A 21915-nucleotide genomic window follows, 5' to 3' on the forward strand; every position below is an offset into this window, starting at 1 on the left:
CGATGGAACTGCCAGCTTAGGACATCAGGAGCCAATGATGAAAGCGCCCCGCGTTACCCTGGATCAGTGGCGGACTTTGCAGGCCGTGGTCGACCATGGCGGTTTCGCCCAGGCCGCCGAAGCCCTGCACCGTTCCCAGTCGTCGGTCAGTTATACCGTGGCGCGCATGCAGGACCAGCTCGGCGTACCGCTGCTGCGCATCGACGGGCGCAAGGCCGTGCTCACGGAAGCCGGTGGCGTGCTGCTGCGCCGCTCGCGGCAATTGGTCAAGAACGCCAGCCAGCTGGAAGACCTGGCCCACCATATGGAACAGGGCTGGGAAGCCGAGGTGCGCCTGGTGGTCGATGCCGCGTACCCCAGCGCCCGGCTGGTCAGCGCGCTCACCGCGTTCATGCCGCAAAGCCGCGGCTGCCGTGTCCGCCTGCGCGAAGAAGTGCTGTCCGGGGTCGACGAGGTGCTCACCGAAGGCGTCGCGGACCTGGCCATCAGCGGCTATGCGATTGCCGGCTACCTGGGCACCGAGATGAGCTCAGTGGAATTCGTCGCCGTGGCCCACCCCGACCATGCCTTGCACCGCCTCAACCGCGCCCTGAGCTTCCAGGACCTGGAAAGCCAATTGCAGGTGGTGATCCGCGACAGCGGCCGCCGCCAACCCCAGGATGTGGGCTGGCTGGGTGCAGAGCAACGCTGGACGGTGGGCAGCCTGGCCACCGCCGCCACGTTCGTCGGCTCCGGCCTGGGCTTCGCCTGGCTGCCGCGCCACCTGATCGAGCGGCAACTGCGCGAAGGCGTGCTCAAGCCATTGCCGCTGGAACAGGGCGGCAGCCGCCACCCGGTGTTCTACCTTTACTCCAACAAGGACAAACCCCTGGGCCCGGCCACGCAGATTCTGGTGGAACTGCTGCGCCAATTCGATACCGCGCCCCTGGATGTGCCCATCGCCGCCCCTCAACTCGCCTGACAGGATTGTCGCCATGGCCTTTTTCGAACATGACGGTTGCACACTGCACTACGAAGAATACGGCCAGGGCGCCCCCCTGCTGCTGGTCCATGGCCTGGGCTCCAGCGCCCAGGACTGGGAATACCAGGTGCCAGCCCTGGCGCCTTTCTTCCGCTTGATCGTGGTTGACCTGCGCGGCCATGGCCGCTCGGAAAAGCCCCGCGAGCGCTACAGCATCGCCGGCTTTGCCGCCGACCTGGCCGCGCTGCTCGACCGCCTGGGCACGGGCCCGGTTCATTACGTGGGCCTGTCCATGGGCGGCATGACCGGGTTTCAGATGGCCGTGGACTACCCTGCCCTGCTGCGCAGCCTGACCATCGTCAACAGCGCCCCCGAGGTGAAGCTGCGCAAGCCCCTGGATTACTGGCAATGGTTCAAGCGCTGGAGCCTGATGCACGTTGTGAGCATGGGTGCCATCGGCCAGGGCCTGGGCAAGTCACTGTTTCCGCGCCCGGAACAGGCCGAGTTGCGGCGCAAGATCAGTGAACGCTGGGCCCGCAACGACAAGCACGCCTACATGGCCAGCTTCAACGCCATTATCGGCTGGGGCGTGCAGGAACGCATCGGCCAGATTCGCTGTCCCACCTTGATCATCAGCGCCGACCACGACTACACCCCGGTGGCGCTCAAAGAGCAGTACGTCAAACTGATCCCCCAGGCAAAACTGGCGGTCATCGCCGATTCACGGCACGCTACGCCACTGGATCAACCCGAGCACTTCAACCGGACACTCAAGGACTTCCTCGCCGCCGTGTCCTCCACCCCCAAGGATCAACGAGTCCCATGCTGAAAAAAATCGCCCTCGCCGCCTGCTCCCTGATGTTCGCCAGCCAGTTGATGGCCGCCGACGCCCAGCACCCACACGTGCTGATGGACACCAGCTTCGGCAAAGTGGAAATCGAACTGGACATGGTCAAGGCCCCGATCAGCAGCAAGAACTTCCTGGCCTACGTGGACAGCGGGTTCTACAACAACACCATTTTCCACCGCGTGATCCCCGGCTTCATGGTCCAGGGCGGCGGCTTTACCCAGCAGATGCAGGAAAAGCAAACCCGCGACCCGATCAAGAACGAAGCGGACAACGGCCTGAAGAACGTGCGCGGCACCTTGTCGATGGCGCGTACCAGCAGCGTCAACTCGGCCACCAGCCAGTTCTTCATCAACGTCAACGACAACGAGATCCTCGACCACGGCAACCGCGACTTCGGCTATGCCGTATTCGGCAAGGTCGTCAGCGGCATGGACGTCGTCGACCAGATCGTGCACTCCCCGACCACCAGCAAGGGCGGCATGCAAGACGTGCCTGCCGACCCGGTGCTGATCAAGTCGGCCAAGCGCGTCGACTGATGGCCTGAAGGCCAGAACCTTTTACACAGGAGCTTTCGCCCCATGCTGTTCCGTCGTTTTGAAAAATGGATCGATATCTTCCGTGAGGCGCCCACCGAGGCGCCGCCAACCCGGGTGCTGGCCTTCTACGTGTACTACCTGCGCCAGGTCTGGCCCAGCTTCGCCGCCCTGCTGTTCGTGGGGCTGGTAGGTGCGCTGATCGAGGTGGCGCTGTTCAACTACCTCAGCCGCATCATCGACCTGGCCCAGGGCACGCCCAATGTGCACTTCTTCAGCGACCACGGCGGTGAACTGCTGTGGATGGCCGTGGTGGCCCTGCTGCTGCGGCCCGTGTTCGTGGGCCTTCACGACCTGCTGGTGCACCAGACCATCGCCCCCGGCATGACCAGCATGATCCGCTGGCAAAACCACAACTACGTGCTCAAGCAGAGCCTGAATTTCTTCCAGAGCGATTTCGCCGGGCGTATCGCCCAGCGCATCATGCAGACCGGCAACGCCCTGCGTGACTCGGCCGTGCAGGCGGTGGATGCACTCTGGCATGTGCTGATCTACGCCATCAGTTCGTTGATCCTGTTCGCCGAAGCCGACTGGCGCTTGATGATCCCCCTGATCAGCTGGATCCTGGCCTACATCGTCGCCCTGTACTATTTCGTCCCCAGGGTGAAAGAGCGCTCGGTGGTGTCTTCCGACGCCGGCTCCAAGCTCATGGGCCGCATCGTCGACGGCTACACCAATATCGCCACCCTCAAGCTGTTCGCCCACACCAACATGGAACAGCACTACGCCCGCGAGGCCATCAGCGAGCAGACCGAGAAGTCGCAAATGGCCAGCCGCGTCATCACCAGCATGGACGTGGCCATCACCACCCTCAACGGCCTGCTGATCGTCGGCACCACGGGCCTGGCACTGTGGCTGTGGACCCAGTCACTGATCTCGGTGGGCGCCATCGCCCTGGCCACGGGCCTGGTGATCCGTATCGTCAACATGTCGGGCTGGATCATGTGGGTGGTCAACGGCATCTTCGAGAACATCGGCATGGTCCAGGACGGCCTGCAGACCATCGCCCAGCCGGTCAGCGTCAGTGACGTGAAAAACGCACCGAAGCTGAAAGTGGACCGCGGCGCCGTACGCTTCGAAAACGTCGACTTCCACTACGGCAAGGGCAGCAAGATCATCGAAACCCTGACCCTGGACATCCGCCCCGGCGAAAAAATAGGGCTGATCGGCCCCTCGGGGGCAGGCAAGTCGACCCTGGTCAACCTGTTGCTGCGCCTCTATGACTTGTCAGGCGGGCGCATCCTGATCGACGGCCAGGACATCACCCAGGTCAGCCAGGAAAGCCTGCGCGCGCAGATCGGCATGATCACCCAGGACACGTCGCTGCTGCACCGCTCGATCCGCGAAAACCTGCTGTACGGCCGCCCCGGCGCCAGCGAAACGCAGATGTGGGACGCCGTGGTGAAAGCCCGTGCCGACGAGTTCATTCCCCTGCTGTCCGATGCTCAGGGCCACATGGGCCTGGATGCTCACGTGGGTGAACGCGGAGTGAAACTGTCCGGTGGCCAGCGCCAGCGCATCGCCATTGCCCGGGTACTGCTCAAGAATGCACCGATCCTGATCATGGACGAAGCCACCTCGGCACTGGACTCGGAAGTCGAAGCCGCGATTCAGGAAAGCCTGGAAACCCTGATGCAGGGCAAGACGGTGATCGCCATCGCCCACCGCCTGTCCACCATCGCCAAGATGGACCGGCTGGTGGTGCTGCAGCACGGCCGGATTGTCGAGCTGGGTAGCCATCAGGAGCTGTTGGCGCATCAGGGGCTGTACGCGCGGCTGTGGCATCACCAGACGGGCGGGTTCGTCGGCATCGATTGACCCTGGAGCCGCATGCGCTGGGTCAGGGTCGGCGCGGCGGTCGGGACGCGGCCGGGTCCGCTGCTACGGTCATTCAGCAGTCTGGCGATAGGGCAAAGCAGCACGCGCTTCCTCGGCATAGGCCCGCACACCCGCACGCTCTTCCTGCAGAAACTCGGCTACGGCATTCTTCAACCCCGGGTGGCTGAGGTAATGCCATGACCGGGTAATCACCGGCTCGAAGCCGCGAATCAACTTGTGTTCACCCTGGGCACCAGCGTCAAAGCGCTGGTACCCCTGGGCAATGGCGTAGTCCATACCCTGGTAGAAACAGGTTTCGAAATGCAGGCGGTCGAATTCCGCCAGGCAGCCCCAGTAGCGCCCGTAGAAACTGTCCCCACCCACCAGGCTGAAGGCCATGGCCACCGGGCGGCCTGCCTGACGGGCGAATACCACGCGGATGGCCTCGGGCATGCGCTCGGCCAGCAGGCTGAAGAACGCCCGTGTCAGGTACGGTGACTGGCGGCGTACGGCGTAGGTGTTGGCGTAGCAGGCGTAGACGAAGTCCCATTCCGCCTCGGCCAGGGTATGCCCTTCGCGCCATTCGAACTCGAAGCCCTGGGCGGCCACCTGTTCGCGCTCCTTGCGCATCTGCTTGCGCTTGCGCGAACTGAGCGTGTCGAGAAAGTCCTGGAAGTCGCGGTAACCGCGGTTGTGCCAGTGGTATTGGCACCCCAGCCGCTCGAGCCAGCCCGGCTCCTGGGCCACCAGGGTATCCAGGGCCGGGTCGGTGAAGTTGATGTGCGCGCCGGATAGTTCTTCGACCTCCACATAGCCAGGCACCGCTTGCAGCAGGGCCAGCCCATCACCCAGCAGGCGCGGGCCGCTGACCGGGCTGAATGGCACGGCGCAGAGCAGCTTGGGATAATAATCGATACCGGCGCGCCGGCAAGCGTCGGCCCAGCCGTGGTCGAAAACGTATTCGCCATAGGAATGCCATTTGCGGTAGGCCGGCATCGCTGCGATCAAGCGGCCGTCTTCGATGTGCAACAGGTGCTCCGGGCGCCAGCCCGACTGCTTGCCCAGGCTGCCGCTGTCTTCCAGGGCGCAGAGGAAAGCATGGCGCAGGAAAGGCTGGTCGATGGGAAGCAGCGCGTCCCAGTCGCCGGCCGATACCTCGCTCAGGCTGTGCGTAACGTGCAGTGGCATGGCAATTCCCCCTTGGATGTTGCAAGGATGCCATATTCCGGACGGGTGTCGCCTCCTTCCCGCGCTTCGTCCGGTCTTGCAGGGGGGGCGCGGGGCCTGGTAGGACCAGGTGACGCTCGGGAAGCAGACAATGCAAAAATCCCAGGCAAAAAAAGCCCCGCGCTAAGGCGGGGCGAATGAGCTTTAACGGATGAGCAAAAACGGTGTTACCTGAAACGCATTACAACAGCGGAATGGAGTAGCTCACGATCACGCGGTTTTCGTCCTGGTCACGCTGACCGGGAATATCGTTGCGCCACATGGCGTTTTTCCACATCAGGCCCAGGCCCTTGAAGGTGCCTTGCGGAATCACGTAGGCCAGGGTCAGGTCGCGTTCCCACTCGGAACGGCCGGAACCGGCCACCGCGCCGCTGGTGGCCACGGTGTCGATGTTGTCGCCACGCAGGTACACCAGGCCGGCGGTAGCGCCAGGGAAGCCGATGGCCGAGAAGTCATACGAGTAGCGCGCCTGCCAGGTGCGCTCGCCGGCACGGCCGAACTTCTGGATCTGCATGTCGGTGATGGTGTAGTTCGACGAGCCGTCGCCCTGGTTCAGCCACGGGAAGTCCGAGCTGCCGTTGCTGACCTGGTAGCCACCGCCGAAGGTGTGGCCGGCCACGGTGTACAGGAACAGGCCGCTGTACAGGTTGTTGTCCACCGGCCCTTTGCCGCTGGCCACGCCGCTGTAGTTGCCGCTGGTGTAATAGGCGGCATCGTTGCCGTTGGCACCGTCGTCGGTGCTGTGGAACACACGCAGGTCGGACTTCAGCACACCCGGGCCGATGGCCCAGTTGTGTACCAGGCCCAGGAAGTGCTGCTTGTAGAACTGGTCCAGCTCACCGTAGTAGTACTGAACCAACAGGTCCTTGGTGATCTTGTAGTCGGCACCGGCGTAGTAGAACTTGTTGCTGCGCTCGCCAATGTTGCTGTTGCCACTGCCGTTGGCACCACTGATGGACAGGTTCTCGAAGTTGCTGGAGTTACGCGCCTTGGCCTGGCTGATCTGACCGGCGATCAGGGTCAGGTCCTTGATGTCGTTCGAAGTGATCTGGCCACCTTCGAACAATTGCGGCAGCAAACGACCGTCGTTGTACTGGATGACCGGCAGCTTGGGCATCAGGGTACCCAGTTTCAGCTCGGTCTTGGAGATCTTGGCCTTGGCGGTCAGGCCAAGGGTGCTGAAGTCGTCAGCGGCGTGGTCGCCATCGCTGGGGAACACGGTGCCGCCGTCCAGGGTGCCAGTCGGGTTGCCGTGCTTGGCGGTGCTGGAGTCCAGCTTCACCCCCAGCAGGCCGATGGCATCCAGGCCGAAGCCGACGGTGCCAGCGGTGTAGCCGGATTGGAACTCCAGCTGGAAGCCCTGGCCCCATTCAGCCTGGTAGTTGGCGTTCTTGGCGGTGGCCGAGTCGCGGTTATCGGTGTTGATGTAATAGTTGCGCAGCTTCAGGGTCGCCTTGCTGTCGTCAAGAAAGCCTTCGGCCATAGCCTGCTGTGCCATGACGCCCAGGGCCATGGTCAGGGCCACGGTGGACTTGTTCATTGATTTACTCCTTTGAGTACTGCTTTTTGAGTTTTTTCAGCGACGCTGCCTGGTATGCGGGCGCAAGTCCGGCAAGCTTTATGGGAGGGCATCTTGAACAGCGGATATTTCAGCGAGGTGGCTCGAATATTAAGATTTGATGACAGCGGAACTTTTTGAAATGAAGATTAGTTAATCATCACACGAGGGAATGGGGCTCGCAGAGGAATGGGCGGCCGTGCAGAATGAAACCTTGTTCATGAACGAACTGTGGGAGCTGGGGGCGATGAGCCCCCAGCTCCCACAGAAATGAACTCAAGCGCAGAAACCGGGCGGATCAACGCTTGCGCAAGATCACGCTGCCGATGGAGTAGCCGGCGCCAAACGAACTCAATACTGCCAGCGAGCCCTTGCCCAGGTCGTCCTGGTATTTATGGAAAGCGATCACCGACCCCGCCGAACTGGTGTTGGCGTAGGTATCGAGAATCACCGGGGCCTCCTCTACCGAGGCTTCCCGGCCCAGCAGTTTCTTCACGATCAGGTGGTTCATGCTCAGGTTGGCCTGGTGCAGCCAGAAGCGCTTGACGTCGGCCACCTCGATACGGTTTTCGCTGAGGTGCTCACCGATCAGTTGCGCCACCATCGGGCACACTTCGCGGAATACCTTGCGGCCTTCCTGTACGAACAGCTTGTCGGCGGCATCGGCGCCTTCTTCGGCGGCGCGGTTGAGAAAGCCAAAATTGTTGCGGATGTTGTTGGAGAACTGGGTCAGCAGTTTGGTGCTGACGATCTCGAACTGGTACGGCGAGGTCGCCAGGTCGGCGCGCTCGACGACGATCGCGGTGGCGGCGTCGCCGAAGATGAAGTGGCTGTCGCGGTCACGGAAATTCAGGTGGCCGGTGCAGATCTCCGGGTCCACCACCAGTACCGCCCGCGCCTGCCCCAGGGCGACGCTGTTGCAAGCGGTCTGGATACCGAAGGTGGCCGAGGAACAGGCCACATTCATGTCGAAGCCAAAGCCCTGAATACCCAAGGCCTGCTGCACTTCGATGGCCACGGCCGGGTACGGGCGCTGCAGGTTGGAGCAGGCGACGATCACCGCGTCGATGTCGGCAGCGGTCTTGCCGGCCCGTTGCAAGGCCTGCTCGGCAGCGGCCACGGCCATCTGGCAGAGAATCGACTGTTCGTCGTTGGAACGCTCCGGCAGGCGCGGCTTCATGCGTGCGGGGTCGAGGATGCCGGCTTTGTCCATGACGAAGCGGCTCTTGATACCCGAGGCTTTTTCGATGAAAGCGGCATTGGACTCGGTCTGCGCCGCCAGTTCACCGCGCTCGATGGCTGCGGCATTGTCGGCATTGAACTGGTGTGCCCAGGCGTTGAAGGAGGCAACCAGCTCTTCGTTGGAAATGCTGTCAGCCGGGGTATACAGGCCGGTGCCGCTGATGACGACGTTATGCACGCTCGTTCCTCTATTATTCGGGGCCGTTGCCAGGGCAGCGGCAGAGTGAGTCGCAGTCAACTGGTACTAACGTACCAGTTAATAAAAAGCACTGTCACGGGCGCGAAACGGGTCAGGCAACCCATGGTCGCGGGTGAAACGGTGGCCAATTGTGCCAGATTCGCGGGAAAAGTGCCCTTTACACGATAAAGGGCACCCCGGCTATCAGGCCTCCACCTGGGTCCATTGCTTGCCCAGGCGCTTGTCGGAGATAGGTACCTTGGTCCCCAGCTGCTGGGCAAAGAGCGACACCCGGTATTCCTCGATCAGCCAGCGGTACGACTCAAGCTCCGGGTCGCGCTTGCCTTCCTGGGCATGCTTGCCCTGGCGCGCCTGAAACTGCGCCCACAGGTTGCCCAGTTCGATGCTCCATACCCGGTCCTTCTGCACTTGGCTGCCCAGTTTTTCCAGGCGCAGTTCGATGGCCTTGAGGTAACGCGGCAATTCCTTGAACCAGGCCGACGGGGTCTGGCGCACGAAGCCCGGGTACACCAGGTTGCCCAGTTGCTGCTTGATATCGTTGAGGGCCACCGCCTGAGCCAGGTCGATCTTGCCCTTGAAGCGCTTCTGCAAGCCGTGCCAGAGCTTGAGGATGTCCAGGGTCTGGCGCGCCAGGCGTTCGGCATGCTCCGCCCAGGCACCGCGCTTGCGCTCGGCCAGGGCCGCCAGGCCGGCGCCGTCACGGGGAAGGCTGGCTTCCCCTTCAAGAATGCAGGTGTCCAGGCTGGCCAGCAGGATGTCTTCCACCAACGCTTCGACGCGCCCCAGTTCCCGATACAGCAACCCCAGTTCGGTCAGCCCGGGCAGCTTGCCGCGCAGGAACTTGGCCGGCTCGGCCAACTGCTGCAACAACAACCGCTGCAAGGCACGGCGGTGCTGGAACTCGGCTTCGGCGGCGGTGGAGAAACGGCCTTCCTTGACGGTGCCGTTCTCTTCCACCAGCGCCGGATAGACCGTCATCGACAGCCCGGCGATCTTCTGCTGGGTGGTCTCGGCCACCGCGGCGAAGGCCTTGGCCTCCACCGGCTGCTGGGCCTTGGCCGATTGCGGCGCGGCCAGGGCGGCCTGGCTGGCCTGCACGAAACGCGCGGTCAGCTCGGCCAGGTCGCGGCCCTCACCGAGGAATTTGCCCTGGCCGTCCAGCACTTCGATGTTCATGCGCAGGTGGCTGTCCACCTGCTGTTCGGACTCGGCCCAGGCCTCGTCGCTGACCCGCGCGCCGGTCATGCGCAGCAGTTCGCGGCCCAGCGCCTGGGGCAACGAGCCCTCGGCGAAAGTGATGCGCTGCAGGGCGGCGCGGACGAAGTCCGGCACCGGCACGAAGTTCTTGCGGATCGCCTTGGGCAGGTTGCGCACCAGCGCGATGCACTTGGCTTCCAGCAAGCCCGGTACCAGCCACGCCAGGCGTTCATTGGGCAGCGCCGGCAACAGCGGCGCCGGTACGCTGACGGTGACGCCGTCACGCGGGTGGTTGGGCTCGAAGTGATAGCTCAGCGCCAGGGTCAGGTCGCCCAGGCGCAAGGTATCCGGGTATTGGCCGGCGGTGACCTCACTGGCCTCGCGGGCCAGTACGTCTTCCTCGCGCATGATCAACAGCTTGGGGTTCTTGTGGCTCTCGGTCTTGTACCACTGGTCGAAGGTGGCCGTCTGGTGAATCTCGGCGGGTACCCGCGCATCGTAGAAGGCGTACAGGGTTTCTTCATCGGCCAGAATGTCCCGGCGCCGCGCCTTGGCCTCCAGCGCGTCGAGCTGCTCCAGCAGTTCGCGGTTGGCCACCAGGCACTTGGCCCGCGACTGGATCTCACCCCGCACCAGGCCTTCACGGATGAACAGCTCGCGTGCGACCACCGGGTCGATGGGGCCGTAATGCACCGGGCGGCGGCCCACCACGATCAGGCCGAACAGGGTGATCTGTTCGTAGGCCACCACTTGGCCACGCTTTTTCTCCCAGTGCGGCTCGAAGTGGTTTTTCTTGATCAAGTGCCCGGCCAGAGGCTCGATCCAGTCGGCATCGATCTTGGCCACCATGCGTGCGTACAGCTTGGTGGTTTCCATCAATTCGGCGGTCATCAGCCACTGGGGGCGCTTCTTGCCGATGCCCGACGAGGGGTGAATCCAGAAACGCCGCTGACGCGCGCCCAGGTAGTCGCCTTCCTCGGTCTTCTGGCCGACCTGGCTGAGCAAGCCGGACAGGATCGCCTTGTGGAATTTGGGGTAGTCAGCCGGCTCCTTGTTGATGGTCAACTGCAGGTCACGGCAGATCAGGCTCAACTGCCGATGGGCATCCCGCCATTCGCGCAGGCGCAGGTAGTTGAGGAAGTTCTTGCGGCACCAGTTGCGCAGCGGGCTGGCGGTCAGGGCCTGGCGCTGCTCCTCGAAGCCGCGCCACAGGTTGACCAGCGCGGCGAAGTCCGAATCGGCATCTTTCCACTGGGCGTGGGCCTGGTCGGCGGCCTGCTGGCGCTCCGGCGGGCGCTCGCGCACGTCCTGCACTGACAGGGCACTGGCGATGATCAGCACTTCCTGCAGGCTGCCCTGCTTTGCCGCTTCCAGCAGCATGCGGCCCATGCGCGGGTCCACCGGCAGACGCGCCAACTGGCGGCCGATCGGGGTCAACTGGTTCTCGCGGTTGACTGCCGACAGCTCTTGCAGCAGGTTGAAACCATCGGTGATGGCCTTGCCATCCGGTGGCTCGATGAACGGGAACTGGTCGATCTCGCCCAGGCGCAGGTGCAGCATCTGCAGGATCACCGCCGCCAGGTTGGTGCGCAAGATCTCGGGGTCGGTGAATTCCGGCCGGCTGATGAAATCCTCTTCGCTGTACAAGCGAATGCAGATGCCGGGTTCGACCCGCCCGCACCGGCCCTTGCGCTGGTTGGCGCTGGCCTGGGACACCGCCTCGATGGGCAGGCGCTGGACCTTGGCGCGGTAACTGTAGCGGCTGATGCGCGCGGTGCCGCTGTCGATCACGTAGCGGATGCCCGGAACGGTCAGCGAGGTTTCGGCGACGTTGGTGGCCAGCACCACCCGGCGGCCCGGGTGGCTCTGGAAAATCTTCTGCTGCTCGGCCGGTGACAGGCGCGCGTACAACGGCAGGATTTCGGTGTGCCTGAGCTGGGCCTTGCGCAGCATCTCGGCGGCGTCGCGGATCTCGCGCTCGCCGGGCAGGAACACCAGGACGTCGCCCGGGCGCTTGCCTTCGCTGCGCTCGAACGAGGCTATCTCATCCAGGGTGGCGATGATGGCCTGGTCAACGGTCAGGTCGTCCTCGACGCTGTTGCCCTCCTCGTCCTGCTCGCTGGTGAGCGGGCGGTACCAGACGTCCACCGGGTAGGTACGGCCCGACACTTCAATGATCGGCGCGTCGTTGAAGTGCTTGGAAAAGCGCTCCAGGTCGATGGTCGCCGAGGTGATGATGACCTTCAGGTCGGGGCGGCGCGGCAATAGCGTCTTGAGGTAGCCCAGCAGGAAGTCGATGTTCAGGCTGCGTTCGTGGGCTTCGTCGACGATGATGGTGTCGTAGCGTTCCAGAAAGCGGTCGTGCTGGGTTTCGGCCAGGAGGATGCCGTCGGTCATCAGCTTGACCAGGGTATTGGCGTCGCTCTGGTCTTCGAAGCGCACCTGGTAGCCCACCAGCGCGCCCAGGGGCGTGGCCAGTTCCTCGGCGACGCGGGTGGCGACGCTGCGCGCGGCAATCCGGCGTGGCTGGGTATGGGCGATCAGGCCATGCTGGCCGCGGCCCAGTTCCAGGCAGATCTTCGGTAACTGGGTGGTCTTGCCCGAGCCGGTCTCGCCAGCAATGATCAGTACCTGGTGTTCGGCCAGGATCTTCTTGATTTCGTCGCGCTTGGCGGCGATGGGCAGGCTGTCATCGTAGCGGATGGCCGGCACGCTCTGGCGCCGCGCCGTGACCTGGGCCATGGACGCCCGGGCCCGCTCCACCCACTGGGCCAGCTTGCCTTCGTCGGGTTTCTTGCGCAGCTCGTGCAATTGCCGGCGCAGGCGATGGCGGTCGCTGATCATCGCCTGGTCGAGGTTCTTGAACAGGGTGTCGATAACGGGAGTCTGGTCAGTCATCAGGTACGCAAATGGCCACGCGGCGAAAAGAATGGGCGTGATTGTCGCAGATTTGCGGGATCTAATCACATTGACCCGTATGTTTAGGCAATGTCGACCTGAAGGTCGAACAATCCCGATTTAACCCCCTGTCGGCGCCGTGCAACCATCCGTGACCATGAACCCCGCCCCGCTCCCCGCCGCCAGTACCGAACCACGCGCCCAGCGCCGTGCGGTCTGCCTGCGCCCCGGGGAAAACCCGCTGTTCAATGTGATCCTGGCCTTCTGGGCCCTGTGGCACTGCCGCCACGCGCGCCCGCCAGACGCCTCGCTCGCCGCCTGAATCCACCTGTGCTCCCGTCCTGAAGACGGGCCGACCCCGCGTGCGCAAGCGAGAGCCCCATGAATTTCGCCCCTCTGCAACAGGCCCAGGCATTCCTGGACCAACACCCGCATATTGAAATGTTCGAGCTGTTCATTCTGGACGCCAACGGCGTACCTCGCGGCAAGCTGCTGCACCGTGATGAACTGCTGGCCGTGTATGAGAGCGGCCGCCCCTTGCCCAGCACGATCCTGGGCCTGACCCTCAATGGCGACGACGTGGAACACTCCGGACTGGTCTGGGAAACAGGCGACATCGACTGCCGCGCCTACCCCCTGGCAGGCAGCCTGGTACCGATGCCCTGGCGCAGGATGCCCACCGCGGCCGTGCAGGTCAGCATGCACCCCACAGAAGGCCTGCCAGCCAGCGTCGCCGACCCGCGGCATTTGCTGGCCAGGGTCATCGAGGGCCTGAACACCGATGGTTTCTACCCGGTGATGGCCTGCGAGCTGGAGTTCTACCTGCTGGACACCCAGCGCGACACAGCCGGGCGCCCCCGACCGGCGCTGGACGCCGACGGGGGGCGCCCGCGCAATACCCAGGTTTACGGCCTGCGCGAGCTGGAGCAGATAGAGCCGTTTCTCGCCGACCTGTATGCGGCGTGCAAACAGCAGGGCATTCCGGCGCGCACGGCGATTTCCGAGTATGCCCCCGGCCAGGTTGAGATCACCCTGGAACACGGCGACGCACTGCTGGCCATGGACCAGGCGGTGCGTTACAAGCGCCTGGTCAAGGGCGTGGCCCACCAGCACGGCATGCAGGCCTGCTTCATGGCCAAGCCGTTCGCTGACCTGGCGGGCACTGGCATGCACCTGCACATCAGCCTTGCCGATGCCCGGGGGCACAACCTATATGCCAGCGATGACAAGGCTGGCACGCCGCTGCTGCGCCAGTCCGTGGGGGGCCTGCTGGCGTGCCTGCTCGACAGCCTGCTGCTGTTCTGCCCCAACGCCAATTCCTACCGGCGTTTCCAGGCCAACAGCTACGCACCGCTGGCGGCGACGTGGGGGGTGGACAACCGCACCGTCAGCCTGCGGGTGCCAGGCGGGCCTGCCCACAGCCGACACATCGAACACCGTATCTGTGGCGCGGATGCCAACCCCTACCTCGCCGCCGCAGCCGTGCTGGCGGCCGTTCACCGGGGTATCCGCGAAGGCATCGCCCCTGGCGCGCCGGTGCAGGGCAACGGCTACGCCCAGGCAGACGAGCGGCTACCCACCGACTGGTTGACGTCACTGGATGCGCTGCAGGGCTCGGCCTGGGCACGGGAGGCGTTTGGCCAGGACTTCCTCAAGGTGTACCTGGCGGTGAAGCGTGAGGAATATCGACAGTTCATGGCCGAGGTCGGTGAGCAGGATTGGCGCTGGTACCTGACCCAGGCCTGACCGTCGTCGGCTGTCTTGCGCTTTGCCCGGCCCAGCGCAGGACCGGGCGAAGCTCGGGAAGAAGCAACCCCCACTCTCACCCCGGAGCATCGCACCATGCCCCCACGCATCAATAACTACTACACCGCCACCCTGAACCACGACACCGACTTTCCGGTTCTACAAGGCACCCACAGCGTCGACGTCGCCATCATCGGCGGCGGCTTCACCGGTATCGCCACTGCCGTGGAGCTGGCGGAAAAAGGCCTTGAGGTGGCCGTGCTCGACAGCCATGAAATCGGCTGGGGTGCCAGCGGCCGCAACGGCGGCCAGGTCACTGGCAGCCTGTCGGGCGATGCAGCCATGCGCAAGCAGATGCGCAACCACTTGGGCGCCGAGGTGGATGACTTCATCTGGCACCTGCGCTGGCGCGGGCACCAGATCATCGAGCAGCGCGTGGCCCGCTATGGCATCGCCTGCGACCTCAGGCGCGGCCACCTGCACGCGGCCATGAAGCCTGCGCACATGAACGAACTACGCGCTTCCCTGGAAGAAGCCCAGGCGCGGGGCATGGGCGATGCCGTCACCCTGCTGGACCGCGCCGCCATGCGCCAGCACCTGGACAGCCCGCTGTACCTGGGCGCACTGAAAAACACCCGCAACCTGCACCTGCACCCGCTCAACCTGTGCGTGGGCGAAGCCCGCGCTGCCCAGGCCCTGGGCGCGCGGGTATTCGAGCACAGCGAGGTGGTGGAGATCATCCACGGCCCACGCCCCGCCGTGGTCACTGCCCAAGGCCGAATCGAGGCCCGGCAGGTGATGCTGGCCGGTGACGTGCACCACAGGCTGGAACGCAAACAGCTCAAGGGCAAGATCTTCCCGGCCATGGGCGGCATCGTCACCACCCGACCGCTGGGCGACCTGGCGCACCAACTCAACCCCCAGAACCTGGCCGTGTACGACTGCCGTTTCGTGCTCGACTACTACCGCATGACCGCCGACGGCCGCCTGCTGTTCGGCGGCGGTGCCAACTACTCAGGCAAGGACTCACGCGACATCGCCGCCGAATTGCGGCCTTGCATCGAGCGCACCTTTCCCCGCCTCAAGGGCGTGGACATCGAGTTTCAGTGGAGCTGCGCCATGGGCATCGTGGTCAACCGCATCCGGCAACTGGGCAAGCTGTCGGACAACGTCTGGTATTGCCAAGGCTATTCAGGGCACGGCATCGCCACCAGTCACGTGATGGGCGAGATCATGGCCAACGCCCTGACTGGCACCCTGGGCCAGTTCGATACCTTCGCCGCGTGCAGGCACATCAAGGTGCCGATGGGGGATGTGCTGGGCAACCCGTTGCTGGCGGTGGGAATGTGGTACTACGGCATGCGCGAGAAGCTGCTTTAGCTGCAAGCTGCAAGGAGCATCGCCTCTTGCAGCTTGCAACTGCCCTCACGCAATCTTCTTCAGGCCCAGCTTCTTCAGTTCTTCATCGCGCAGCTCGCGGCGCAGGATCTTGCCAACGTTGGTGGTCGGCAGCGCTTCGCGGAACTCCACGGCGCGCGGCACCTTGTAGCCGGTGACGTTGGCGCGCATGTGCTCCATGACCTGGTCCTTGGTGAGGGTCACGCCGGGACGGGCGACGATGAACATCTTGATGGCCTCGCCGGATTTTTCGTCCGGCACGCCGATGGCCGCGCATTGCAGCACGCCCGGCAGAGTCACCAGCACATCTTCCAGTTCATTGGGGTACACGTTGAAGCCCGAGACCAGGATCATGTCCTTCTTGCGATCGACGATGCGCATGTACCCATCGTCCTGGATCACCGCGATGTCGCCGGTCTTCAGCCAGCCATCGGCATCGAGCATTTCGTCGGTGGCTTCCTGGCGCTGCCAGTAACCCTTCATCACCTGCGGGCCCTTGACGCATAACTCGCCGGTTTCACCCAGGCCCAGCTCGCGGCCATTTTCATCGACCACCCGGCACAGGGTGGACGGCACGGGAATACCGATGGTGCCCACCTGAATGTTCTGGATCGGGTTCACCGATGCCACCGGGCTGGTTTCGGTCATGCCGTAGCCTTCACAGATAGCGCAGCCGGTCACGGCTTTCCAGCGGTCGGCGGCAGCCAGTTGCAGGGCCATGCCACCGGACAGGGTCACTTTCAGCGCCGAGAAGTCCAGGTTGCGGAATTCAGCGTTGTTGCACAGGGCCACGAACAGGGTGTTGAGCCCCACGAAACCGCTGAATTTCCACTTCGACAACTCCTTGACCATGGCCGGCAGGTCGCGGGGGTTGCTGATCAGCACGTTGTGGTTGCCGATCAGCATCATGGCCATGCAGTGAAAGGTAAAGGCGTAGATGTGGTACAGCGGCAACGGTGTGATGAGGATCTCGCACCCTTCATTCAGGTTCGAGGCCATCAGCGCCTTGCACTGCAGCATGTTGGCCACCAGGTTGCGGTGGGTGAGCATGGCACCCTTGGCCACGCCGGTGGTGCCACCGGTGTATTGCAGCACGGCCACGTCGTTGGCATCGGGGTTGGCTTCACGCACCGGCTTGCCGTGGCCCTTGCTGATCACGTCGTTGAATTTCACCGCATTGGGCAGGTGGTACGGCGGCACCATTTTCTTCACGTACTTGATGACGCTGTTCACCAGCAGGCGCTTGACCGGTGGCAGCAGGTCGCCCACCTGGGTGACGATCACATGCCTGACCGACGTCTTGGGCACCACGTGCTGCGCCAGGTGCGCCATGTTGGCCAGGCATACCAGGGCCTTGGCACCGGAGTCATTGAACTGGTGCTCCATTTCCCGTGCGGTGTACAACGGGTTGGTGTTGACCACGATGAGGCCGGCGCGGATAGCGCCAAACACAACCACCGGGTACTGCAAAACGTTTGGCAGTTGCACGGCGATTCGATCGCCGGGTTGCAAATCGGTATGCTGTTGCAGGTACGCCGCGAAGGCGCCCGACAGTTCGTACAGTTGACCGTAGGTGAGCGTCTTGCCCAGGTTGCTGAACGCCGGCTTGTCAGCGAAGCGCTGGCAGGACTGCTTCAACACAGCCTGGATATTCGGATATTCGTCAGGATTGATGTGCGCAGCAATACCCGCTGGGTACTTATCCTTCCAGAAATTTTCGATCATGGAAGCCCACTCCTCCAGCACAGCGAATTCATCACCGCTTCATATGCGATTATTATTGATGGATGACCCGGGCGCGTGAAGCGCCGTTCGATCGAAAGCGCGCCGAGAGTAGCAGCTTTGGAAAAGGTCGCATAGAGCCCGAATCGGGCTTGATGGTCACGAAAATGACTCAATGAATTCAAACGGTCACTTTTAGAGTAAAAAACCTATTACACTCGAAAGATGGCTTGCCAGCAAGCGATCGAAGCCCCTGGACAACGTGCCGACAAGCCGACCCGTGCAGTGTGCGGTCAGGCGATATCGCGCAGCTCGCGGCGCAGGATCTTGCCCACCGCCGTCATTGGCAGCGACTCGCGCAGCACGATGTGTTTGGGCACCTTGTAGCCCGTGAAGTTTTCCTTGCAGTAGGCCTTGAGCTCTTCCAGGCTCACCCCGCTCTCGCGCGGTACGACGAACAATTTTACCGCCTCGCCGGAACGGTCGTCGGGAATGCCGATGCAGGCGCAGTTGGCAACCTTGGGGTGGGCCATGACGACGTCTTCGATTTCGTTGGGGTACACGTTGAAGCCCGAAACGATGATCATGTCTTTCTTGCGGTCGACGATGCGGGCGAAGCCGTCGGGGTCGATGACCCCGATATCACCGGTACGCAGCCACCCTTCGGCATCCAGCGCTTCGGCGGTCGCCTCGGGGCGCTGCCAGTAGCCTTTCATCACCTGCGGGCCCTTCACGCACAGTTCGCCTCGTTCGCCCAGGGGCAACTCGTTGCCCTGGTCATCGATTATTTTCAGCGCCGTGCCCACCACCGGCAGCCCCACCGTACCCAACCTGGCCGCAGCGCCGTACGGGTTGGTGCACACCACAGGCGAGGTTTCGGTCAAGCCATAGCCTTCGACGATGCGGCAACGGGTCAATGCTTCCCAGCGGTCGGCCGTGGCCTTGACCAGCGCGGTGCCACCGGAATTGGTGACCTTGAGGTGAGAGAAGTCCAGGGTCTTGAAGTCGGGGTGCTCCATCAACGCCACGAACAGGGTATTGAGCCCCAGCAGGCCGGTGAACTGCCACTGCTTGAGTTCCTTGATGAACGCCGGGATGTCCCGCGGGTTGCTGATCAGCACGTTGTGGTTGCCGGTGACCATCATGCCCATGCAGTTCGCCGTGAAGGCATAGATATGGTAGAGCGGCAACGGCGCGATCATCACTTCCTGGCCTTCGCGCAGGATTTTCACGCCGTGCTCGTCGGTCTGCTCGAAGCAGCACAGCACCTGCTGCATGTTCGCAACCAGGTTGCCATGGGTCAGCATGGCACCCTTGGACAGGCCGGTGGTGCCGCCGGTGTACTGCAGCACCGCCACATGGTCCAGGGTCAGAGGCACCGGCTTGAGTGCCTGGCCACGGCCCAATGCCAGTGCCCGCTTGAAGGTGATGGCCTGGGGCAGGTCGAAGGCAGGAATCTTTTTCTTCACCTTGGCCACCAGGGTGTTGACCAGCCAGCCCTTGGCGGCCGGCATCAGGTCACCCAGGCGTGCCTCGATCAGGTAGTTGATGCGGGTGTCGGGCAGTACTTCCTGCACCAGCTTGCCGAACATGTTCAGGTACACCAGCGCGCGGGCGCCCGAGTCGGTGAACTGGTGGCGCATTTCCCGGGCGGTGTAGAGGGGGTTGGTGTTGACCACGATCAGCCCTGCGCGCAGGGCGCCGAACACCACGATGGGGTATTGCAACACGTTGGGCAGTTGCACGGCGATACGGTCGCCGGGCACCAGGTCGGTCTCGTTCTGCAGGTAGGCGGCGAACTCGGCGCTGTAATGATCCAGCTGCGCATAAGTCAGGGTGACCCCCAGGTTGCTGAAGGCCGGGCGGTCAGCGAACTTCTTGCAGGAACGCTCGAACACCTCCACCACCGAGCTGTAGGCGCCCAGATCCAGCGCCGTGGGCACCCCCACGGGCCGTTTATCGTTCCAGAATTCAGCTTGCATTATTATTGTCCTCTCGCCTGAGCCGATCGTGCCGCCGCCTCCTTGGGCAATAGCGGGTGCTTTTGCGACGTTAGCAGTTAAGCAAGCCCCGGCAAACACGCCAGGCGCTGTCATTAACATCATGAATCAGAATGCTGCGCCGCGCTGGATGCGCGCCATGGGCTATACAATGGTGCGACGTTGCTTTCTTCGCCCCAAGGAACCGCCATGGCCGCAGAGACGTTCTGGCTGACCGCCACTGACCATGCTCGCCTGTACACATACACCTGGCTACCCGCCGAGGCGCCCCGCGCCGTGGTGCTGCTGGCCCATGGCATGGCGGAACATGCCGGCCGCTATGGCCACCTGGGCGAGGCCCTGGCGACGGCGGGCATCGCCCTGTATGCCCCGGACCTGCGTGGCCATGGCCGCACTGCCGAGGCCGGGGTGGTGGGCCATTACGCCGACCGGTGCGGCTGGAGCCGGGTGCTCGACGACCTGGCCGAGCTCGCCCGGCACCTGCACCAGGTTCACCCGGGCACGCCGATGGTGGTGATGGGGCACAGCATGGGCAGCTACCTGGCCCAGGGCTACCTGCTGCGCCACGGTAGCGGTGTGCAGGGGGCGATTTTCAGCGGTTCCAACTACCAGCCACCCGGCTTCTACCGCGCCGCGCGCCTGGTCGCCCGGCTGGAGAGCCTGCGCCAGGGGGCAAAGGGCCGCAGCGCGCTGATCGAACGGCTGTCCTTTGGCACCTTCAACAAGGCCTTCAGGCCCACGCGCACCCGGTTCGACTGGCTGAACCGCGACCCGGCCGCCGTTGACGCCTACATCAATGACCCGCTGTGCGGGTTTCGCTGCACCAATCAATTGTGGCTCGACCTGCTCCAGGGGCTTGCCCTGATCAGCGCCCCTGGCAACCTGGCGCAGGTCAATCAACGCCTGCCGATACTGATCGTGGGGGGTTCATGTGATCCGGTGAGCCAGGGCAAGCGTCTCACTGATCTGGCGCACGCATGGGGTGCAACGGGTAGCCGCCCTGTCACCCTGAAACTGTATGCCCAGGCGCGCCACGAAATACTCAACGAGATCAACCGCGAGGAGGTCATCGCCGACCTGCTCGCCTGGCTGCAACAGGCCTTGGCCACCCAGTGCCCGGCCCGCAGCGAACAACCGCCGTTACCGAACCCGATAAGGAACAGTCACCCATGACCCAGGTTACCAACACGCCGTACGAAGCCCTTGAAGTCGGCCAGAAAGCGACTTTCAGCAAGACCGTGGAGGAGCGCGACATCCAGCTGTTCGCCGCCATGTCTGGCGACCACAACCCGGTGCACCTGGACCCGGAATTCGCCGCCACCACCATGTTCAAGGAGCGTATTGCCCACGGCATGTTCAGCGGCGCGCTGATCAGTGCCGCCGTGGCCTGCGAGCTGCCTGGCCCGGGCACCATCTACCTTGGGCAGAAAATGAGCTTTCAGAAACCGGTAAAGATCGGCGACACGCTGACCGTGCGCCTGGAAATCCTGGAAAAGCTGCCCAAGTTCCGCGTGCGCATCGCCACCCAGGTATACAACCAGCGTGATGAGATGGTGGTGGATGGCGAGGCCGAGATCCTGGCGCCGCGCAAGGAGCAGACCGTGAACCTGGTGAGCCCACCGGCCATTACCATCGGCTGATCAAGCCCGTGCTGCAGGGGATGTTTCACACAGGCAAAAAAATGGGCGACCGAAGTCGCCCTAAATGCCTTGCGTGCTCTGTTGAAGCGCAAGCCTTGCTTGCGTTCGATGGAGCAAAGATAACCAGTGGAAGCCCTGCGCGAACTGACTCAGGTCAAGTTTTCAGCGCTTCTTGGGCTTCTTCTTGGGTTTTTTCTTGCCGCTGCCCAAGGGCATGACCTGCTCGAACTGCTGACGCATTTCATTCAGGCGCTTGTCATTGAGGTCGTGCACGCGCTTGGCGCGCTCCGCGGAGAAATCGATCAGCTTGTCGTCCTGGCTCATGGTCACTACGTCGGGTGGGGCGAGGGTCTGGCATTCATAATGCGGGCAGACGCCCCGCGGATCAAACTTCTATGTCCACCCACAGCCCCTGGCGCGGTTCGTCGTCGATCAAAGGCGCCACCGGCACGGTGTTGTCGGCGTTCAGCTCATGGCCTGGCACCGGCAAATGGGCCTCGGGGTCGTGTTCGGCCTCCTCGCGCTGACGCTGACGACGGCGTTGACGCTCCTCTTCCTCGCGCAACAGCAACGCCGCGGTTTCCTGGTCGCGCTGGCGCAGGTCGATCTCGCTTTCATCCGACGTAGGCTGAGTGGGCGTCACGGGCGCCACGATCGGCGGTGCCGGCCGTACCGGGTCGAGCTGCGACGTCACCGGAACTACGCTGAGGGGAAGAATGGGTGGCAACATGGTCTGGGGCTCTCCTGTTGCCGGGGTAACGGCGGCAGGTGGGGCGGCTTGAGGTGTTTGTAGCTGAAGTATCGACTACGTCACATAAGCATAGTTGCACGCGAGTCCGGCGCAGGTCCTGCGCTTGCAGCTTGAA

Annotated in this window: 17 protein-coding genes; 9 read left to right on the forward strand and 8 right to left on the reverse strand. The window is 63.5% G+C overall.

Translation table 11 applies throughout. The features are described from left to right. The first annotated feature begins 37 nt into the window (after window positions 1-37). From QBK88_RS13500 to QBK88_RS13515, 4 genes are read left to right on the forward strand one after another with little or no spacing between them, the layout of a single operon-like run. Window positions 38-961, forward strand: a complete 924-nt coding sequence (locus QBK88_RS13500; protein ID WP_268144825.1) for a LysR family transcriptional regulator — start codon at window positions 38-40, stop codon at window positions 959-961. 13 nt (window positions 962-974) lie between these two features. Continuing rightward, window positions 975-1790: an alpha/beta fold hydrolase gene (locus QBK88_RS13505; protein ID WP_277962389.1), complete on the forward strand. Its 816-nt coding sequence runs from the start codon at window positions 975-977 to the stop codon at window positions 1788-1790. Then, window positions 1784-2347: a peptidylprolyl isomerase gene (locus QBK88_RS13510; protein WP_277962390.1), complete on the forward strand. Its 564-nt coding sequence runs from the start codon at window positions 1784-1786 to the stop codon at window positions 2345-2347. Before QBK88_RS13505 ends, QBK88_RS13510 begins: the two co-directional genes overlap by 7 nt. Before the next feature lie 42 nt (window positions 2348-2389). Continuing rightward, the gene (locus QBK88_RS13515) at window positions 2390-4222 is read left to right on the forward strand and encodes an ABC transporter ATP-binding protein (protein ID WP_277962391.1); all 1833 of its coding nucleotides are present in this window, start codon (window positions 2390-2392) and stop codon (window positions 4220-4222) included. A 69-nt stretch (window positions 4223-4291) separates the two neighbouring features. On the opposite strand, the gene QBK88_RS13520 is transcribed toward QBK88_RS13515, so the two are convergent. The 4 genes from QBK88_RS13520 to hrpA form a co-directional block, all read right to left on the reverse strand. After that, entirely contained in the window at window positions 4292-5410 is a 1119-nt protein-coding gene (locus QBK88_RS13520; protein WP_277962392.1) for a GNAT family N-acetyltransferase, read from the reverse strand. Between the two features lie 220 nt (window positions 5411-5630). After that, entirely contained in the window at window positions 5631-6989 is a 1359-nt protein-coding gene (locus tag QBK88_RS13525; RefSeq protein WP_277962393.1) for an OprD family porin, read from the reverse strand. Window positions 6990-7305: 316 nt separating this feature from the next. Next, entirely contained in the window at window positions 7306-8427 is a 1122-nt protein-coding gene (locus tag QBK88_RS13530; RefSeq protein ID WP_277962394.1) for a beta-ketoacyl-ACP synthase III, read from the reverse strand. A 204-nt stretch (window positions 8428-8631) separates the two neighbouring features. After that, window positions 8632-12543: an ATP-dependent RNA helicase HrpA gene (gene hrpA, locus QBK88_RS13535; RefSeq protein WP_277962395.1), complete on the reverse strand. Its 3912-nt coding sequence runs from the start codon at window positions 12541-12543 to the stop codon at window positions 8632-8634. Window positions 12544-12700: 157 nt separating this feature from the next. Here hrpA and QBK88_RS13540 point away from each other — a divergent pair, with 157 nt between their 5' ends. The 3 genes from QBK88_RS13540 (at window position 12701) to QBK88_RS13550 (ending at window position 15669) form a co-directional block, all read left to right on the forward strand. After that, window positions 12701-12865 carry a hypothetical protein gene (locus QBK88_RS13540; RefSeq protein ID WP_277962396.1) on the forward strand — a complete coding sequence of 55 codons (165 nt, stop codon included), beginning with the start codon at window positions 12701-12703 and terminating at the stop codon, window positions 12863-12865. A gap of 59 nt (window positions 12866-12924) precedes the next feature. After that, complete coding sequence (locus tag QBK88_RS13545; RefSeq protein ID WP_268144840.1) at window positions 12925-14289, forward strand: glutamine synthetase family protein; 1365 nt, start codon at window positions 12925-12927, stop codon at window positions 14287-14289. A 96-nt stretch (window positions 14290-14385) separates the two neighbouring features. Beyond that, window positions 14386-15669, forward strand: coding sequence for an NAD(P)/FAD-dependent oxidoreductase (locus QBK88_RS13550; RefSeq protein WP_277962397.1), 1284 nt, complete (start codon window positions 14386-14388; stop codon window positions 15667-15669). Window positions 15670-15714: 45 nt separating this feature from the next. On the opposite strand, the gene fadD1 is transcribed toward QBK88_RS13550, so the two are convergent. Both fadD1 and fadD2 read right to left on the reverse strand, forming a co-directional pair. After that, window positions 15715-17412 (reverse strand): long-chain-fatty-acid--CoA ligase FadD1, encoded by a 1698-nt coding sequence (fadD1, locus tag QBK88_RS13555; protein WP_277962398.1) that lies wholly within the window; start codon window positions 17410-17412, stop codon window positions 15715-15717. Between the two features lie 290 nt (window positions 17413-17702). Further along, the gene (gene fadD2, locus QBK88_RS13560; protein WP_277962399.1) at window positions 17703-19391 is read right to left on the reverse strand and encodes a long-chain-fatty-acid--CoA ligase FadD2; all 1689 of its coding nucleotides are present in this window, start codon (window positions 19389-19391) and stop codon (window positions 17703-17705) included. 207 nt (window positions 19392-19598) lie between these two features. On the opposite strand from fadD2, the gene QBK88_RS13565 reads away from it, so the two are divergent. Continuing rightward, window positions 19599-20582, forward strand: coding sequence for an alpha/beta hydrolase (locus tag QBK88_RS13565; protein WP_277962400.1), 984 nt, complete (start codon window positions 19599-19601; stop codon window positions 20580-20582). Next, a complete protein-coding gene (locus QBK88_RS13570; protein WP_158154459.1) occupies window positions 20579-21049 on the forward strand; it encodes a MaoC family dehydratase in 471 nt (156 codons plus the stop codon). The genes QBK88_RS13565 and QBK88_RS13570 overlap by 4 nt, the downstream gene beginning before the upstream one ends. 162 nt (window positions 21050-21211) lie before the next feature. Here the strand turns inward: QBK88_RS13570 and QBK88_RS13575 are convergent, their stop codons facing one another. Then, entirely contained in the window at window positions 21212-21373 is a 162-nt protein-coding gene (locus QBK88_RS13575) for a hypothetical protein (protein ID WP_268144851.1), read from the reverse strand. 61 nt (window positions 21374-21434) lie between these two features. Further along, on the reverse strand, window positions 21435-21779 hold the full coding sequence (locus QBK88_RS13580) for an aspartate-semialdehyde dehydrogenase (protein WP_277962401.1): 345 nt from the start codon (window positions 21777-21779) through the stop codon (window positions 21435-21437). Window positions 21780-21915: the final 136 nt, after the last annotated feature.

Source organism: Pseudomonas sp. RIT-To-2 (assembly GCF_029623465.1).
GTDB classification, from domain to species: Bacteria; Pseudomonadota; Gammaproteobacteria; order Pseudomonadales; family Pseudomonadaceae; genus Aquipseudomonas; species Aquipseudomonas silvicola.

Excerpts from the sequence above, each read along its gene's own strand:
- QBK88_RS13500 (WP_268144825.1), top strand. The coding sequence starts at position 38 with ATGAAAGCGCCCCGCGTTACCCTGGATCAGTGGCGGACTTTGCAGGCC.
- QBK88_RS13505 (WP_277962389.1), top strand. The coding sequence starts at position 975 with ATGGCCTTTTTCGAACATGACGGTTGCACACTGCACTACGAAGAATAC.
- QBK88_RS13510 (WP_277962390.1), top strand. The coding sequence starts at position 1,784 with ATGCTGAAAAAAATCGCCCTCGCCGCCTGCTCCCTGATGTTCGCCAGC.
- QBK88_RS13515 (WP_277962391.1), top strand. The coding sequence starts at position 2,390 with ATGCTGTTCCGTCGTTTTGAAAAATGGATCGATATCTTCCGTGAGGCG.
- QBK88_RS13520 (WP_277962392.1), bottom strand. The coding sequence starts at position 5,410 with ATGCCACTGCACGTTACGCACAGCCTGAGCGAGGTATCGGCCGGCGAC.
- QBK88_RS13525 (WP_277962393.1), bottom strand. The coding sequence starts at position 6,989 with ATGAACAAGTCCACCGTGGCCCTGACCATGGCCCTGGGCGTCATGGCA.
- hrpA (WP_277962395.1), bottom strand. The coding sequence starts at position 12,543 with ATGACTGACCAGACTCCCGTTATCGACACCCTGTTCAAGAACCTCGAC.
- QBK88_RS13540 (WP_277962396.1), top strand. The coding sequence starts at position 12,701 with ATGAACCCCGCCCCGCTCCCCGCCGCCAGTACCGAACCACGCGCCCAG.
- QBK88_RS13545 (WP_268144840.1), top strand. The coding sequence starts at position 12,925 with ATGAATTTCGCCCCTCTGCAACAGGCCCAGGCATTCCTGGACCAACAC.
- QBK88_RS13550 (WP_277962397.1), top strand. The coding sequence starts at position 14,386 with ATGCCCCCACGCATCAATAACTACTACACCGCCACCCTGAACCACGAC.
- fadD1 (WP_277962398.1), bottom strand. The coding sequence starts at position 17,412 with ATGATCGAAAATTTCTGGAAGGATAAGTACCCAGCGGGTATTGCTGCG.
- fadD2 (WP_277962399.1), bottom strand. The coding sequence starts at position 19,391 with ATGCAAGCTGAATTCTGGAACGATAAACGGCCCGTGGGGGTGCCCACG.
- QBK88_RS13565 (WP_277962400.1), top strand. The coding sequence starts at position 19,599 with ATGGCCGCAGAGACGTTCTGGCTGACCGCCACTGACCATGCTCGCCTG.
- QBK88_RS13570 (WP_158154459.1), top strand. The coding sequence starts at position 20,579 with ATGACCCAGGTTACCAACACGCCGTACGAAGCCCTTGAAGTCGGCCAG.
- QBK88_RS13575 (WP_268144851.1), bottom strand. The coding sequence starts at position 21,373 with ATGAGCCAGGACGACAAGCTGATCGATTTCTCCGCGGAGCGCGCCAAG.
- QBK88_RS13580 (WP_277962401.1), bottom strand. The coding sequence starts at position 21,779 with ATGTTGCCACCCATTCTTCCCCTCAGCGTAGTTCCGGTGACGTCGCAG.